The following is a 16,485-nucleotide window of genomic DNA, read 5'->3' as shown; positions in this document are numbered from 1 at the left end:
GTCACTGCCTTTTATCAAACGCTTTGTAAAACACAAAACATAAAATATCTGGCTTTGCGTTTGTTTATCTTTACAGGCGCTCGCTCTAGCTCTTTACGTCATATTCATAAAGACCAAATTGATAATGATATATGGATTATCCCTGCTGAAAATATGAAAGAAAAGCGCGATGCTACAACAGAATTTCGCGTACCTTTATCATCAGAAGCACTAAAAGTAATTGTCGAACACATGGTCGAAATGATGACAGTTGATCATTGAACCCACATCCTATCATACCAACAACTTCCAAATCAAAATGATCTTGCTAACCCTATAGTTCTCCTATCTATAAACTAATACAATCTTCCAGTTAATGAAATGTGCTTCCTTCCATCGGTGATCGCCATTTTCAGTTCATGTAACACAATACAAATAGCTTTTAGATAAGCTCTAATATGCCCCTAATTGCTATTATCGCTTGCTAAATTAAGAGAAATTAAGTTGTAAATCTTACTCTCACCTTCTCTATCCACTTCTTCCATCAGTGCTGAAATATATTTTTTATTCCTAAATTCTCTTTTTATAATAAAATGTTATGCCAATATATATGCTTCATTTATATGTACTTCATTTGAAAAGCTTTCTGATAGCTCAGCTTTCAACACTACCCATTTTGTGGTATTGTGTAAAAATCTCTTTTTTTAATGTTAACATAAAAATCTTGAGGAAATTATATAAATTAAGCTACAGTTTTCTACTTTCTGTTGAAAAAAGCAGATATAATTTTTATCAAAAAAACTTTTTTCTAGGAAATGTTCTATATACATTCAAATAGAATCCTAAAGCTCTTTATTAAACCTTATAAAGTTCTTTGAAAATAATATTAATATCGTAATATATTCTTAAAAATAAAATCTGCCCTTTCCTTTTTCATCAAAAGCGGTAAGTAAATTACCGTATATCACTTACATAAAGGGGAAAACGCAATGCTTAAAGAATTCAAAGAATTTGCCTTAAAAGGTAATATGATTGATCTTGCTATCGGTGTGATTATAGGGGGTGCTTTTGGTAGCTTGGTCAACTCAATTGTCAATGATATTTTTATGCCAATCATTGGGCTGATTACAGGTGGAATTGATTTTTCTAATATGTTTATTCAACTTGCTGGCGAAAAACAAGCAACATTGAGTGCCGCCAAAGCAGCTGGAGCAACCATTAGCTATGGACACTTTATTACTTTACTTATCAATTTTCTCATTATTGCTTGGGTTCTTTTTTTATTCGTTAAGGCTATGAATAAAATTCGTAGAAAAGAAGAAGAAAGCCCCAAAAAAACGTCTTCAGAAGAACAACTTTTAATAGAAATTAGAGATCTTTTGGCTAAGAAAAAATAATTTTATGCATGATTAACCTCATGGAACACGAGGAAAAAACATTTCCACAGTTGTTCCATGGTTTGGTTTTGAGAACAGTAAAAATTGTCCTCCTCTTTCTTCCACCATTGCTTTACACATTGGGAGGCCTAAACCTGTTCCCATAAAAGCGCTATCACCAGATCGGCCATCTTTGCGCTCTACTTGGCCATAAGGTTGCAGTGCCTGTATAATCTCTTCTTCGCTCATCCCTATACCATTATCGCTCACTGAAATTTTTACACGTTCTTTTCTATAAGAAACGTGAACAATAATCTGCCCACCCAATGGCGTAAAACGAATGGCATTAGAGAGAAGATTCCATATAATCTGGCGAAACACTTGTCGTGATACAGGAATAAATGGAACGTGAGGTGGAGCAACAATACGCATGATAATGCCGTTCTGATTAGCTTGAGTTTCAAGAAAAGCGATCGTCGCACGTAAACAAGATATCACATCAAATGTTTCAGAAATAAGGGAAGTATCAATCTGGTTATCGGAATCAGAATAATTTATCTTCGAGCACTCTAGTAATTGATTAATCAGCGATAATATATGTTTTCCAGAGGAAATAATATCGCGTAAATATCCATGATAGCGCTCATTTTCTATCGAACCAAAACGGCCTTCTCTCATAATTTCTGCAAAACCAATAAGAGCATTCAAAGGTGTTCGTATTTCATGAACAACTCCAACGATTTTATCCTCTTCTGCTTTTTTTTCTCCTGATGGAACTGTTTGTGTTATATCACGCAACATAACAGCATAATTGCCTTGCTTTGCCAAAAATACAATCGTTATCAAAACGGTTATATTTTTATGATTTTTCGTCATTAAATCAGCGCTTTCACTGCGATTTAAAACCTGATTTTTCCCCTCTATACCGATTGATTTAAAATATTTTTCAACCAAAGGTTGGCTTTGCAAAGTAAATAATGAAGAGAATGGCTGTCCTCGTAGTTCATTTATTTCATAACTCATTAATGCTAAGGCTGCCCTACTCGCTGATTGAATAAAGCCCTGTTTATCCAACCATAAAACACCATCAGTTGCTGTATCCAACAATGATAAAACTGCAGCTGGCTCTTTTATGAGAGCCTGTTCTATAGCATTTACCGACAATGTCTGTGCATATGGTAACTGAATAGCTGTCTCTTCAAAAAAATTCTCTTCTTCTTTTTCCGATGAATTCAATTCATCACGCAATTGCTCGGCAATCTCACGAAAAGCTGATCGTTCTATCTCAGAGAGACACGGCATTTCCGTCTTTAGCTTTTCATCTCTTTTTTCTTGGACTTTTTCTCGTACTTTTAAAACACCAAAGCCGCAAAATCCCTTAAGCTTCTTTTTAACATCAAAAATTGGTAAAGCAGATAACTCAACATCAAGCCATTGTGAACAGCCATCAACAGGCCATTGAACAATCTCTTCATTCCAAGGTACAGCCGCTTCAATAAAACGGCTAAGAATCCGATACCGCTCATCATTAAATTGATAAGCAAGATCATGAAAACTACATCCTAAAATAGAGGAAGAGAGAGGCCCAACAACTTCAGCTAACTCTTTTGAAACTTCACAAAATAAACCATTGCTATCAATTTTCCACGTAAAAGGTCGCGGCAAAAGCTCTGGTGTAAAACGAAAAGCTTCTTGCTTACATTTTAATTCATTTGTATTTAACTTCAACTCATCTTCTTTTAATGGCATAACTAAAACTAAAAAAGTATTGGATTTACTCTCAAACGAATAATGCTAATCTTTTACAAGTACCTTCTCTGGTTACAATACTCTGACATCTTGTATCAATTGTCTGTAGCAAAATTTTGACTGCTTCACCAACAAAACAAAAATAAAAAGAATTCCCTAACACTGTTACTTATTCACCTATTAAGGTAATAAGATTTGTCACCTTAATAGGAACATGATCCTCACATAAAATAGTCACCAAAAAAAGAATACACTTAATTTTGCGCATTCATGCGCCTGTTTTAAAGAGATATATCCACGATCCCCAAACTTATTTACGACGTCCCCCGTAAATGGTGCGCTATAAAGATCACCATAGAAGATATCAAAGCATTGTGTATTACCATTTTATACTTACGCAAAAATCAGCTAGCACCATCATTATACTTTCCAGCTCCTCATGTTGCCAATAGTTTTTGGCATTTGAATGCCCTCATCAGAGGCATTTAAATTCCTTTTTTAAATGTTTTTTACCCATACGCTAACTTAACTTATGATATACCAAAAGATGGTTTTGACTATTCAACATGGAATAGATTTGAAATGAAAAAATCTTACGATATTGGAGACTTTTATTCACACAAATAATGATAAACTATCATTATAAATCAGTATATTGCATGATAAAAGTCCGAAATTAAAAATTTCTTTTTCAAATAAAGTCTCGTAAGAATATCTTTCTTGCACTGACAGTATCAAATGATAATAAATTCAGCGTAGCGCTTTAAAGCACCCAACGCAACAGACCTTGTATATTGGACACTCTTCTTATGATATTCTCCATAATCGCCCAAAGACCTTTTTTTCATTAAAATCGCGACAGAAAAAAACAAAAAATATATCACCACACTGCTTGACTCAAGAATCTCTCTGTAAATAGAATAGAATAGAAAACAAACATCACCGGTCTTCATATAAAGATTTGTTTAATTTCTTTACATTCCAGATCATCGAGAAAACTAAAAATATCTTACAATCTCCTTTGATATCAGCCTGTTTACCTCATCAGCAGTTTTAATACAAAAAATCACTTTTGCTTTATAACTCTCTACTCAATTTTTTAATAATTATAAAAGATAAATACGTGTAGCCCATTTTCTCTGAAAAAATAAAACAAGCACATTTTAATAATGACTGTCAGACATTTTAAAAATTTCCCATTTTAAAATGTGCTTGTTTATTTCCCTTCATTGAGTAGAATTTCACGTTTTCCAACATGATTAGCGGCTCCAACAATGCCTTTTTCTTCCATCTGTTCGACAAGAGAAGCTGCTTTATTATAGCCGATTGAAAGTCGACGCTGAATATAAGATGTTGAACATTTTCTATCACGCATAACAATCTTTACAGCTTGATTATAAAGTCCCTCACCCTCTTCATCAAAATTTTCGTCCTCAGAAACTCCAACCGTTGAATCAGCAGAAGCATCCTCTTTGTTATCGTCTTCATTATCCGTTACCGTTGCTAAATAATCAGGTTTTCCTTGCATTTTAAGATGTGCAACGATGGATTCAACTTCTTCATCAGAGACAAAAGGGCTATGAACGCGCACGATGCGCCCACCACCTACCATATGAAGCATATCCCCCTGACCTAAAAGCGTTTCAGCACCTTGTTCACCCAAGATCGTACGACTATCAATTTTTGAGGTTACTTGAAAAGAAATGCGGGTAGGAAAGTTCGCTTTAATTGTCCCTGTGATAACATCAACAGAAGGACGCTGCGTTGCCATAATAAGATGAATACCTGCCGCACGCGCCATTTGCGCTAAGCGCTGAATGGCATTCTCTATTTCTTTCCCTGCCACCATCATAAGATCAGCCATCTCATCAACAATCACAACAATATAAGGAAGCTGCGTGAGATCCATGGCTTCTTCATGATAAAGCATTTCCCCTGTTTCCTTATCAAAGCCCGATTGTACAGTACACATGATCGTTTCGCCTTTTTGAGCTGCAAGTGCAACGCGTGCATTAAAACCATCAATATTACGCACACCTAACTTAGCCATTTTGCGATAACGTTCTTCCATTTCACGAACCGCCCATTTTAAAGCTGTTACTGCTTTTTTAGGATCTGTTACAACAGGTGTTAAAAGATGTGGTATGCCATCATAAACAGAGAGCTCTAACATTTTAGGATCAACCATGATCAAACGACACTGCTTTGGTGTCATACGATAAAGAATCGACAAAATCATTGTATTAATTGCAACAGACTTTCCTGATCCTGTTGTTCCCGCAACCAATAAATGAGGCATTTTTGCTAATTCTGCAATGACCGGTTCACCATTAATCCCTTTCCCCAAAGCAAGAGCAAGTTTAAATTCACTTTCACGAAAAGAACGTGTTTGGATTAATTCACGTAAATAAACGGTTTCACGAACCGCATTGGGTAACTCAATCCCGATAACATTACGTCCAGGAATGACAGCAACGCGTGTAGAAATAGCAGACATAGAACGCGCAATATCATCAGAAAGATTAATAACGCGCGATGACTTTACACCCGCAGCAGGCTCAAATTCATACATTGTAACCACTGGCCCTGGATGTACATGGATAACTTCACCCTTAATACCAAAATCTTCCAAAACACTTTCCAAAAGTCCAGCACCACGTTCTAATGTTTCCTGAGGAATCATCGTACCTTCATGAAAAACAGGTTTCTGTAATAAACTGACCGGAGGAAACTCATAAACATCACAGTCAACAGAGTGCATATTTTGCACAAAAGCAGAATCATAATTGCCTAATGGCGCGCGGCTAGATTGGAATATTTTAGTTTTAACGTTTGCTTGCATCACAGACAAATATTTTGAATTCTTTGTGACATCTTTTGTTACACAATCAACGGTATTATTAGCGATAGTATTATTGCTATTTTCAGTCTCTATACGAGCCCCAGCACCGCTTAACGCCTCAGTATTGTTTAACGCCTCTGCATCACTTGACGTATGAGCACAATCTTCAACAGAAAGCTTAGAATGATACTTTTTAGCCGTATCATTATTTGTATGCATTAAATCAGAAATTTGCTCAACACCTCGCATCCTTTCTGCTGGAGATTCTGATGTAATTGAATCATAGAGTTGTGGAAAGCGGTATTCAAGAACACGATAAAGAGCAGTTATTGACTCATCAAAGGCAGAAGGAATATGAGGTGTAATTTCATTTTTTGTGTCAATCGATGCATCCTCTTTTGAAGTTTGAGTATCCACATATTCAAATATCAAAGATTCACACTCAAAAAATGCATCATTGGAAAGGTGCAAAGCAGGATTCATTTTTTGTAGCACATTTTCTCCTGGTAATTTATGTTCTTGTTTATCCTCCTTAAGCGGAATATTTTCTGGTGACATACCAATAGTCTGTCGTGACAACTGCTGTAAAACTGTTGAATGACAAACTGACGTTTTATTCTCTATTGATTGAGGATTAATGACTTTTTTTGTGGATAGAACATTTTTCGTTTTCTTGTTACAGCGTACAATATCTGTAATTTGTTTTTGATCTTGTTTCGTAAAAATTTTAAACTGTTTTGCAAAAATTGGATCTGTTTCTATACGACGACGCAAAATCTCAACTTCTGGGGTACGCGTAAAACGGACATTTTTTCCGAGGGTAAATGCCTTTTTCCACACTTCCGGATAAGGAAATATCTCGGTAATCTTAATAGATAAATCTTCTCTTGATGCACCTTTTGTACCATCATCAGAAAAAGAAGATGTAGAAATAGATTTTGTTTTCGAATTATGCATGGCACCCAACAAATTTATAGCAATGAGAAAAATAATCTTTTCAAAAAGAATTCATAGAGACTATCGTATGAAGGTTAATAACCTTTTGCTGATAGCTACTTTTCAATAAAAAAAATAATGCCATAATGCATATTCATAATGTTTTTTCTTCCTATTTACGACGTAAATTACCCAGTTTATGGTGTCGTATAGCGCGTATTCCATTCGTTTTGAAAAAAACTTCATGATAAAAAAAGCTTCAAGGAAATTGTCTATACCTCTCTTTCTCTCCCTGTTCATAAAAGAAATTAGTCTCGATAATACAAATAGTTATATAAGCATTGCTCTATTAAATTCTTCATGCTCAATTACCATAATATAATCTAGTTTCTCGCGTTTTTATAAGATTACCCTTGTTATCCTCGTTTAAAAAGGCTTAGACTAAGATAATCATAATGACATAAACACAAATAGAAAAAAGGGAGCCAATTATGTTTAACAAACGGAAATTTTATATCAATGGTCTATGGGATGATCCAAGCACTCCTCACGACTTTGACGTCATTAATCCATCAACAGAAGAGGCTTGTGCTGTCATTAGCCTTGGAAGTACAAAAGATGCCGATAAGGCAATTAACGCGGCTAAAGAAGCGTTTCAAAAATGGAAAACAACGTCACCAAGCGAGCGTCTTGGATTCGTTGAAAAAATTCTAGAGATCTATGAAAAACGTTCCAAAGACATGGCAAAAACTATTTCAATGGAAATGGGAGCACCGATTGATATGGCGCTTAATGCGCAAACTGCAACCGGAAGTTCTCATATTCGCAATTTTATCAAAGCTTATAAAGAGTTTTCGTTCCAAGAAACTTTAATAAAGGGAAATGAGCAAGCCATCCTTCACTACGATCCTATCGGCGTTGTAGGATTAATTACGCCATGGAATTGGCCCATGAATCAAGTAACGCTTAAAGTTATCCCGGCTCTCTTAGCTGGCTGTACCATGGTGTTAAAACCCTCTGAAATTGCGCCTCTTTCTGCTATGCTTTTTGCTGAAATTTTAGATGAAGCAGCACTTCCAGCCGGTGTTTTTAATTTAATCAATGGTGATGGTGCGACTGTCGGCTCTTACCTCTCTGCACATCCAGATTTAGAAATGATCAGCTTTACTGGTTCAACCAGAGCAGGAAAAGATATTTCGAAAAATGCCAGCGCAACTTTAAAAAGAGTCTGTCTGGAACTTGGGGGAAAAGGAGCGAATATTATCTTTGCTGATGCCGACTCAGATGCTATTCAACGTGGTGCACGACATTGCTTTTATAATAGTGGACAAAGTTGTAATGCACCGACTCGTATGCTTGTGGAACAGAGCATCTATGACAAAGCCGTAAAAATAGCTAAAGATATTGCAGAAACAACAAAAGTAGGACCAAACTACCAAGAAGGAAATCATATTGGGCCTGTCGTTTCAAAAAAACAATACGATAAAATTCAAGAACTTATCCAATCGGGAATTGATGAAGGTGCAACTCTTGTTGCAGGAGGGACTGGTTTACCAAAAGGAATGGAACGCGGTTATTATGTTCGTCCAACAGTCTTTGCTGATGTAAAACCTCATATGCGTATTTTTAAAGAAGAAATCTTTGGTCCAGTTCTCTCGATTCTTGCTTTTAGTACAGAAGAAGAAGCCGTCGCTTTAGCCAATAACACTGAGTATGGTCTTACAAATTATATTCAATCACAAGATCGCAACAAATGTCGTCGTATTGCAGCACAAGTACGCTCTGGTATGGTAGAAGTTAATGGACATGGGTTACCCAGTGGAAGCTACTTTGGAGGTGTAAAATTTTCTGGGCGCGCCCGTGAAGGGGGACATTGGGGAATTAAAGAATTTCTTGATAGTAAAGCAATTTCATACTGGTAAGAGAATCTTATTAAAAACTTAATAGGAATCGTATGGTAATACAGAAAATAACGGATGAAGGTGCTCTTGGGCAACGTCTTGACCAGTGGCTCGCAAAACAATACCATAATGTGCTCTCACGTTCACGTTTGCAAGCCCTCATCCATGAAGGCTGTCTTAAGATTGATGGTCATCTCATAAAGGAACCAAAAACAAAATTAAAAATTAACCAAATAATTGAATTGGCAATGCCTGATCTTCGTGATGCAGAACCTAGCGCTGAAGCTATCGCATTGGACATCCTTTTTGAAGATGATCATATCATCGTTATTAATAAACCAGCTGGTCTTGTTGTTCATCCTGGGAATGGCAATTGGACTGGTACGTTGGTTAATGCTCTTATTTACCACTGTGGTAATAGTTTATCTGGTATAGGTGGTGTTAAACGCCCTGGCATTGTCCATCGTCTCGATAAAAATACAAGCGGTGTCATGGTTGTTGCAAAAAATGATCTGGCCCATAAAAATCTTAGCGCTCAATTTTCTGATCATGGACGTACCTGCGCATTAGATCGACGTTATCATGCCTTGATTTGGGGGGCACCTCACCGTAATGTCTGGACAATTGATGCATCACTTGGTCGTTCGCCCCATAACCGAACAAAGCAAGCTGTTATTCATAGCCAAAATCTTTATGCTCGTCATGCTGTTACACATGTTTCTCTGCTTGAAAAATACGGTACTCATCCAGACTCAACGTCTTTTGCTAGCCTTCTGGAATGTCGTTTGGAAACCGGACGTACCCATCAAATCCGTGTTCATATGGCTCATATCGGACATCCTCTCGTAGGTGATACGGTTTATGGAAATGCTTTTAAAACAAAGTCAAATACCCTTAATCCCATTATTAAAAATGCAATAGATCAATTCAACCGACATGCACTCCATGCTGCAAGTCTTACTTTTGAACATCCTTCTACCGGTAAAGTTATGTCGTTTTCCACACCGCTGCCTCAAGATATGGCTAAACTTATTAAGCATTTTAAAAAAATGAATTGAAACTTTTCTCCTTCTCAAGATTTGACAATAAAATATCTTTTTTTGAACAAAATTCAAAAATATGCTAAAGTGAGGTTACAAGGGTAGTTCGCTATCTGAAACAGAGAATTTGCCTTATCAGGGAATTCAGACAAAAGGAGGGTGCTATATGGCCCATATGAATTTGTTATCAGTAATAACAGGTGATGGCGGTTTAAATCGTTACTTAGAGGAAGTCCGTCGTTTTCCAATGCTTGAACCAAAAGAAGAATATATGTTAGCTCAGCGTTACCGTGAGCATAATGACTTAAAAGCTGCGCATAGGCTGGTAACCAGTCATTTGCGTCTCGTAGCTAAAATAGCGATGGGATATCGGGGCTATGGACTCCCCATTGGGGAAGTCATTTCAGAAGGTAATGTTGGACTCATGCAAGCTGTTAAACGTTTCGAACCAGAACGGGGTTTTCGTCTTGCAACCTATGCAATATGGTGGATTAAAGCATCAATCCAAGAGTATGTATTGCGATCTTGGAGTTTGGTGAAAATGGGGACAACAGCCAATCAAAAGCGCTTGTTTTTCAACCTTCGTAAGATAAAAAGTAAACTTCAAGCCCTTGATAGCGGTGATCTCAACGCAGAACAAGTAAAAGAAATTGCAACACAGTTGAATGTTACAGAAGATGAAGTTGTTTCAATGAATCGCAGGCTTGGTGGTGACACGTCACTCAATGCACCGATTCGAACAAAGGAAGGGGAAAACAGCGAGCTGCAAGATTGGTTGGTGGATGAATCTAACGATCAAGAACAAATTTTAATTGAAAAAAGTGAATTAGAAAATCGTCGTTCTATGCTCATAAATGCCATGGACAATCTCAATGAACGCGAAAAACGTATATTCAAAGCGCGTCGTTTAAACGATATCCCACTAACCCTAGAAGAGCTCTCTGGTGAATTCAACATCAGTCGAGAACGAGTAAGACAAATTGAAATGCGTGCATTTGAAAAAGTGCAAAATTTCATCAAAGATTCTGCTTTATCTCAAGCTCAAGTATAAAATTCTAGAATTAAGTATAAAGCCAATTGTTTGCACATTCTTAAAGTAAAAATGAAAAAAGGCATATATTGGCTTTATACGGGTAAATTAGCCTATCTAATTTTTTGAGTTATTGATGTATAGGCTTTGTTGAGCGCATTTGGTATAATTGATAGAAACAGATATAGAGAATTCTCCACAACCTTTTATTTTTCCGCATCTATGTTTTATTTTTTTGACCAAGAACTGTTAACTTATCTTGTTGTGCAAGCCATTGTCCAATAACTTCATTAAAAATAGACTTACCTGTTGGTCCTTTTGCAAAGGTTAATTCACTTATACGCCCGTTTTTATCCGTTAACACCAAACGCATCCAATCTAATTCTCGCATCAATTGTAAATTTCGATCAAGAAATGGATGATTTCGACTCAATGCGACAAGAAAAAAGTCATCGTTAATCTTTGCAGCAATAGTTCTTGTTAAAGCCAATCCAATGGATTGTTCACTTGCTTTAAAGGTTAATGCTTGAACATTGCTTATAGCTTTACCTGAAAATTTATCCGAAAGAATAAAAATAAGGTCCATAATATACGCAGCAGGAAATGACTGATCGGTATTACGACGTAAAATTAACCGTAATGATATCCCTTCATCAGGAATTGTTATATCACCTTGTATAGTTGTTTCTTCTGGAGCCCCCTTCACATAAGACTCCTTTATAAGCGTCCAGCGAACACTTCCGGTTGCCATCTTTTCTGCATCATAATTTGTACGTGCTTGATAAAAAACAGCTTCACCCGATTTTTCAAGCGACTGCAAATTGCTAGAAACAACTGTTGAGATTCCTTCTTCATCCGAAGAATCTGTCGCTTGTTTTAAACCGACATCAATTTCACTCCCATCCTCTAATAAGCGTTGTGTTAACTTTCTCTTAACCGAAAGTGCCTTTGGAACTCTGTGAGAAGCTTGAAGATTTTCTCCCAACAACTGATGATCATTTGATATAAATACACGCTCACCAACAAAAAAAATACCAACCGTTAAAACAACAATACTAACAACAGAAACAGCACTTATCACAATACGCCTTTGCACCAGTGATTTATTAGCGCGACGTAAAGCCTGGGAAAAAATATGCGAAACAATATGCGGATTATCTTCCTGCGAGGGAGAACCCTTTAACGTACAGCTATTAACATGCTGAGAAGAGAAATAAGCCCCCATATTAACAGGCTCTGCATCTGGTACATCTGATACATAAGGCTTATCAAATACTTTATTATCTTTTGAACGTGCAACAAAATCCTGCTTTCTTTTTATGTTTACCATTGAAAATTCATTATTCTTTGGTAATATAACTTTTTTTGTAACTTTCTTATCTTCATTTATATTTGTGGGATTCCACCCAATGACTGAAGAAAGCAATTTCTTTTCAACTACTAAATATTCTTCTTCAACGGTTGCGATAGAACTTCGAAGAATCTTTCTTTGTTCATCCGCTATTGCTTGTGGGATTTTTGCTATTACAAATTGATGTTCTAGTGTTTCGATAGCCCGCTTATAAATCCGCTTACGCACTTGTGGTGTAATATTATTTTGTGCATTAATTGTCTTTTTTAAGATTCCAACGAAATCTACCATTTCCTCTATAATCTCTCTTAAACTGAGAAAAAATCAATAGTAAAGCCAAAAAACTTTATTTTAGCCTTCTAAATTGGTTGCCATTTAATATTGGTACAACTATCGCAATAATGTAAAATGAATATGAAAAATAAACAATGCTATTTTGCACCTTTCTCTTACGTGCTCTTAAAAACTTTTTTGTAAAAAGATACAAAAACGAACAGAGAACATATATAGAAATCTAAAAACAACCATCAATTTGCAAAGGGATCTGTAATCAGAATAGTATCTTCACGCTCTGGACTCGTGGATAATAAAGCTACTTTTGTATTAATCCGTTCTTCAATATAGCGTATGTATTTAACAGCCTGCGCAGGTAAATCTTCCCACGTCAGCGCATGTGCTGTTTTTTCCTTCCAACCTTCTAATGTTTCATAAACAGGCTTCACCCGAGCTTGAGCTCCCATGGAAGAAGGTAAATAATCAATTCTTCTACCATCAAGCTCATAACCAATACAAATTTTTATTTCATCTAAACCATCCAAAACATCAAGTTTTGTCAATGCTATCCCTTGCACACCGCAAATTGTTACCATCTGACGTACTAAGACAGCATCAAACCAACCACATCGACGCTTTCGACCCGTTACAACACCAAATTCATGTCCACGCACTCCCAGAAATTCACCAATATCATTTATTTGCTCTGTCGGAAACGGCCCTTCTCCAACGCGTGTGGTGTAAGCTTTTGCAATACCCAAAACATAATGAATTGCACCAGGTCCCATCCCTGAACCTGTACATGCCTGCCCAGCAACTGTATTCGATGACGTTACATAAGGATAAGTTCCAAAATCATTATCGAGTAAAGCACCTTGCGCACCTTCAAAAAGAATGTGTTTCCCTCCTCGATACCCTTCATCTAAAAGACGCCACGTACAATCCATAAAGGGTAAAATTTTATCCGCGACTTGCATCAATTCATCATAAAGTGCTTGAGAATCAATTTCCACAACACCCATTCCACGACGCAAAGCATTATGATGCCTCAAAAGCCGCTCAATCTTAGCCATAAGCGTATCTTTTTCTGCTAAATCCATCACTCGGATAGCACGACGTCCCACTTTATCTTCATAAGCCGGTCCAATACCGCGCTTTGTTGTACCAATCTTTAAACCAGATAAACCGCTTTCTCGAATTGCATCAAGGTCACGATGCAAAGAAAGAATCAAGGGAGCATTTTCAGCAATCCGTAAAATTTCTGGTGTAATTTGTACACCCTGATCACATAGTTTTTTTAATTCTGCAACAAAATGATGAGGATCAACAACAACACCATTTCCAATGATTGATAGCTTTCCACGCACTAAACCAGACGGTAAAAGCGATAATTTATAACTCACTCCATCAATAACCAATGTGTGGCCAGCATTATGCCCCCCCTGATATCTTACCACAATATCTGCTCGCTCAGACAACCAATCTACAATTTTACCTTTGCCTTCATCACCCCATTGTGTACCGACAACAACTACATTGGCCATAATTTTCTCCGTCGTGTTTGGTCAAAAAAACCAGCATTCAAAAACAAATGCTTCCTTATAACGAAACCTTAAAGCAAGTGCGACTCCTCATTTCAGATTTTTCTCAATCTTCAAGTGATTAAATTTTCAAATTTATGATAATAAAGATAAGAAAATACCCAAATATTTTAAATCTGTCATTTTCGCTACAAAAAGTAAAAACATTAGAGATTTTAATTTGTTCGTATCCAACACCTGACAAAGTATTCATTCCCCGTCTTAATCTTTTACAATTCATGTAATATTTAGAGGCTGTTTGTTTGATACAAGAATACGAAAGATCATCATAATCTCTCGTATCCTTTTTTGTTTAAAAACACGTTGTGAAAATCACCAGTAATTATTTAAAGCTGTGCTTTTTCAACTTGGAACGCCCACTCAAGCCATTGTGTTAAAATTTCAAGATCGGAAGCCTCAATTGTTATACCCGCCCAAATTCGAAGCCCAGGAGGAGCATCGCGATACGAACCGATATCATAAGCAACCCCTTCCTCATCAAGACGTTTCACAACCGCTTTTATAAAAGATACTCGATTTTCTGTATCCAAAGCAGTAATCACTGGATCCACAATATCTAAACAAACAGCGGTGTTAGAACGCACTTCAGGATCTTTTGCCAAATATTCTAACCATGGCGTTTTGCGAACAAAAGCATCAAGTACAGAAAAATTTTTCTCAACCCGAGCTCTTAATGCCGCTGCACCTCCTAGAGATTTTGCCCACTTCAACCCATCAAGGAAATCCTCAACACAAAGCATAGAAGGTGTATTGATGATCTTTCCTTTAAAAATATCTTCATTCAATTTTCCATTTTTTGTCATATAGAAAAGTTGGGGCATAGGCCAAGCTGGAACATGATTCTCAAGCCTCTCAACAGCACGAGGGCTTAAAATCACCATACCATGTGCTGCTTCACCTCCCAAAACTTTCTGCCATGAAAACGTCACAACATCTAATTTTGAAAAATCAAGATATTGCGCAAAAGCTGCCGATGTTGCATCACAAATGGTCAATCCAGCCCGCTTATGCGGAATGAAATCTGCATTAGGAATACGCACACCAGAAGTTGTCCCATTCCATGTAAAAACAACATCCCGATCAAAGTCAAGTTGTGTTAAATCTGGTATTTCACCATAAGGAGCTTCAAAACGACGCACATCAGAAAGCTTTAATTGCTCGACAACATCTTTATTCCACCCAAACCCAAAACTTTCCCACGCCGCCATATCAATGCCACGCTCACCTAATAAAGACCATAAAGCGGCCTCAACAGCACCGGTATCTGAACCAGGCATAATTCCTATACGATGATCAGAAGGAACTTCAAGAATCTCACGGGTTAAATCAACAACTTCAGCAAGTTTTAATTCTGCTTCTCTCGATCTATGCGAACGCCCAACTAATGCATTTTTAAGAACATCAAGAGTCCAACCAGGCCGTTTGCTACAAGGACCTGAAGAAAAATTAGTATTATTGGGACGACTACTTGGTTTTTGTAACATTATCATTATTTCTCCCCTTTTAGATGTTTTTCTTTCTTTATAAAGAAAAACAAATTATTATAAAGACTAATCAATAATCTTTTTAGAAAAAAGTCAAAAATATTGTCTATTATTGCGTATGCTTAAGATTCATAGAAACTTTATAAAAAAATCTTTCTTAATCATGCTTCTCGATTGATTCTTTTAATTTTTTTTCGTATCATCACCACAATAAGACAGCCTTCTAATAACAATACACTAAAGTGTCCAATATACCTATCAAATTTATTTTATGATAAAAATTCATTGATAACGCTCTAGAATAGGGAGATAAACTTATTAAAAAATCAATTATTTTTCTTTTGATGACTGGACAGAGAAAATTTTAATGTTATAACCGCAAACGCTTTATATTTTTTATGAAGCATGCCCAGATAGCTCAGTTGGTAGAGCAGCGGACTGAAAATCCGCGTGTCCGTGGTTCGAATCCGCGTCTGGGCACCACTTTCTTTTTTTATTAAACATAACTTACTGGTTTTCCAAATGTTTTTCGTAATGAGGGACTCCCAAATATAGAGTGAGGGGATATGATTTTGCAATATGTTCTCAATTATTGCAAATCAGAAGTTCTTTTCGGGGTGGTTTTTAGTAAATCCTGATGTCCAGAGAGTCTCTAACTCTAACTTTTCGTTATCCATTTTTTGAGGTGTGATAAGATATTATCGAGTGCATCCATAAGGCGGGCAAAATCAATAACAAACATAAAGAGAATGAAGGCAATCCACTTCATGATGCGTGACATCATCTTTAAGCCTTGATAGGTCTCTATCATCTCATGAAGAAGCTGTTGTTCTGTTTCTGTAAGATCTTTATCTTTGCTGCTTCGTTTCTTGACCATCTTTCCAACCACATAAATGGGCTCCCTGCTTGTTATGCTTCAAAAT

The 16,485-nt window shown here is 36.6% G+C and carries 10 protein-coding genes, 1 tRNA gene and 1 pseudogene; 6 read left to right on the top strand and 6 right to left on the bottom strand.

Annotation, left to right across the window (positions count from 1 at the left end; all coding sequences use genetic code 11):
- A pseudogene (locus tag ACFILZ_RS08735) lies at nucleotides 1-261 on the top strand (hypothetical protein); the annotation flags it as partial.
- Nucleotides 262-968: 707 nt separating this feature from the next.
- Entirely contained in the window at nucleotides 969-1,376 is a 408-nt protein-coding gene (mscL, locus tag ACFILZ_RS08730) for a large conductance mechanosensitive channel protein MscL (protein WP_375607446.1), read from the top strand.
- An 18-nt stretch (nucleotides 1,377-1,394) separates the two neighbouring features.
- Here the strand turns inward: mscL and ACFILZ_RS08725 are convergent, their stop codons facing one another.
- Entirely contained in the window at nucleotides 1,395-3,104 is a 1,710-nt protein-coding gene (locus ACFILZ_RS08725; protein ID WP_375682365.1) for an ATP-binding protein, read from the bottom strand.
- 1,216 nt (nucleotides 3,105-4,320) lie between these two features.
- Complete coding sequence (locus ACFILZ_RS08720) at nucleotides 4,321-6,903, bottom strand: DNA translocase FtsK (RefSeq protein WP_375610902.1); 2,583 nt, start codon at nucleotides 6,901-6,903, stop codon at nucleotides 4,321-4,323.
- Between the two features lie 470 nt (nucleotides 6,904-7,373).
- On the opposite strand from ACFILZ_RS08720, the gene ACFILZ_RS08715 reads away from it, so the two are divergent.
- The 3 genes from ACFILZ_RS08715 (at nucleotide 7,374) to rpoH (ending at nucleotide 10,874) form a co-directional block, all read left to right on the top strand.
- A complete protein-coding gene (locus ACFILZ_RS08715) occupies nucleotides 7,374-8,804 on the top strand; it encodes an aldehyde dehydrogenase family protein (RefSeq protein ID WP_375607449.1) in 1,431 nt (476 codons plus the stop codon).
- Between the two features lie 32 nt (nucleotides 8,805-8,836).
- Complete coding sequence (locus tag ACFILZ_RS08710; RefSeq protein ID WP_375610901.1) at nucleotides 8,837-9,841, top strand: RluA family pseudouridine synthase; 1,005 nt, start codon at nucleotides 8,837-8,839, stop codon at nucleotides 9,839-9,841.
- A gap of 148 nt (nucleotides 9,842-9,989) precedes the next feature.
- Nucleotides 9,990-10,874, top strand: coding sequence for an RNA polymerase sigma factor RpoH (rpoH, locus tag ACFILZ_RS08705; protein WP_375608648.1), 885 nt, complete (start codon nucleotides 9,990-9,992; stop codon nucleotides 10,872-10,874).
- A gap of 199 nt (nucleotides 10,875-11,073) precedes the next feature.
- On the opposite strand, the gene ACFILZ_RS08700 is transcribed toward rpoH, so the two are convergent.
- The 3 genes from ACFILZ_RS08700 to ACFILZ_RS08690 all read right to left on the bottom strand — a co-directional run bounded on the left by ACFILZ_RS08700 (nucleotide 11,074) and on the right by ACFILZ_RS08690 (nucleotide 15,568).
- Nucleotides 11,074-12,495: a hypothetical protein gene (locus ACFILZ_RS08700; RefSeq protein ID WP_375610900.1), complete on the bottom strand. Its 1,422-nt coding sequence runs from the start codon at nucleotides 12,493-12,495 to the stop codon at nucleotides 11,074-11,076.
- A 236-nt stretch (nucleotides 12,496-12,731) separates the two neighbouring features.
- A complete protein-coding gene (locus ACFILZ_RS08695; protein ID WP_375607453.1) occupies nucleotides 12,732-14,021 on the bottom strand; it encodes an adenylosuccinate synthase in 1,290 nt (429 codons plus the stop codon).
- 383 nt (nucleotides 14,022-14,404) lie between these two features.
- Entirely contained in the window at nucleotides 14,405-15,568 is a 1,164-nt protein-coding gene (locus ACFILZ_RS08690; RefSeq protein WP_375607454.1) for a phosphoserine transaminase, read from the bottom strand.
- A 401-nt stretch (nucleotides 15,569-15,969) separates the two neighbouring features.
- On the opposite strand from ACFILZ_RS08690, the gene ACFILZ_RS08685 reads away from it, so the two are divergent.
- A tRNA-Phe gene (locus tag ACFILZ_RS08685) sits at nucleotides 15,970-16,045 on the top strand.
- Nucleotides 16,046-16,220: 175 nt separating this feature from the next.
- Here ACFILZ_RS08685 and ACFILZ_RS08680 read toward each other — a convergent pair.
- Entirely contained in the window at nucleotides 16,221-16,451 is a 231-nt protein-coding gene (locus ACFILZ_RS08680) for a hypothetical protein (RefSeq protein WP_375610899.1), read from the bottom strand.
- Nucleotides 16,452-16,485: the final 34 nt, after the last annotated feature.

It is taken from the genome of Bartonella sp. AP40SXNS (assembly GCF_042195825.1).
In the GTDB taxonomy this organism is placed as follows: Bacteria; Pseudomonadota; Alphaproteobacteria; order Rhizobiales; family Rhizobiaceae; genus Bartonella.
Note: the sequence above shows the minus strand (reverse complement) of the source record. Positions and strands in the feature narration are given on the sequence as shown.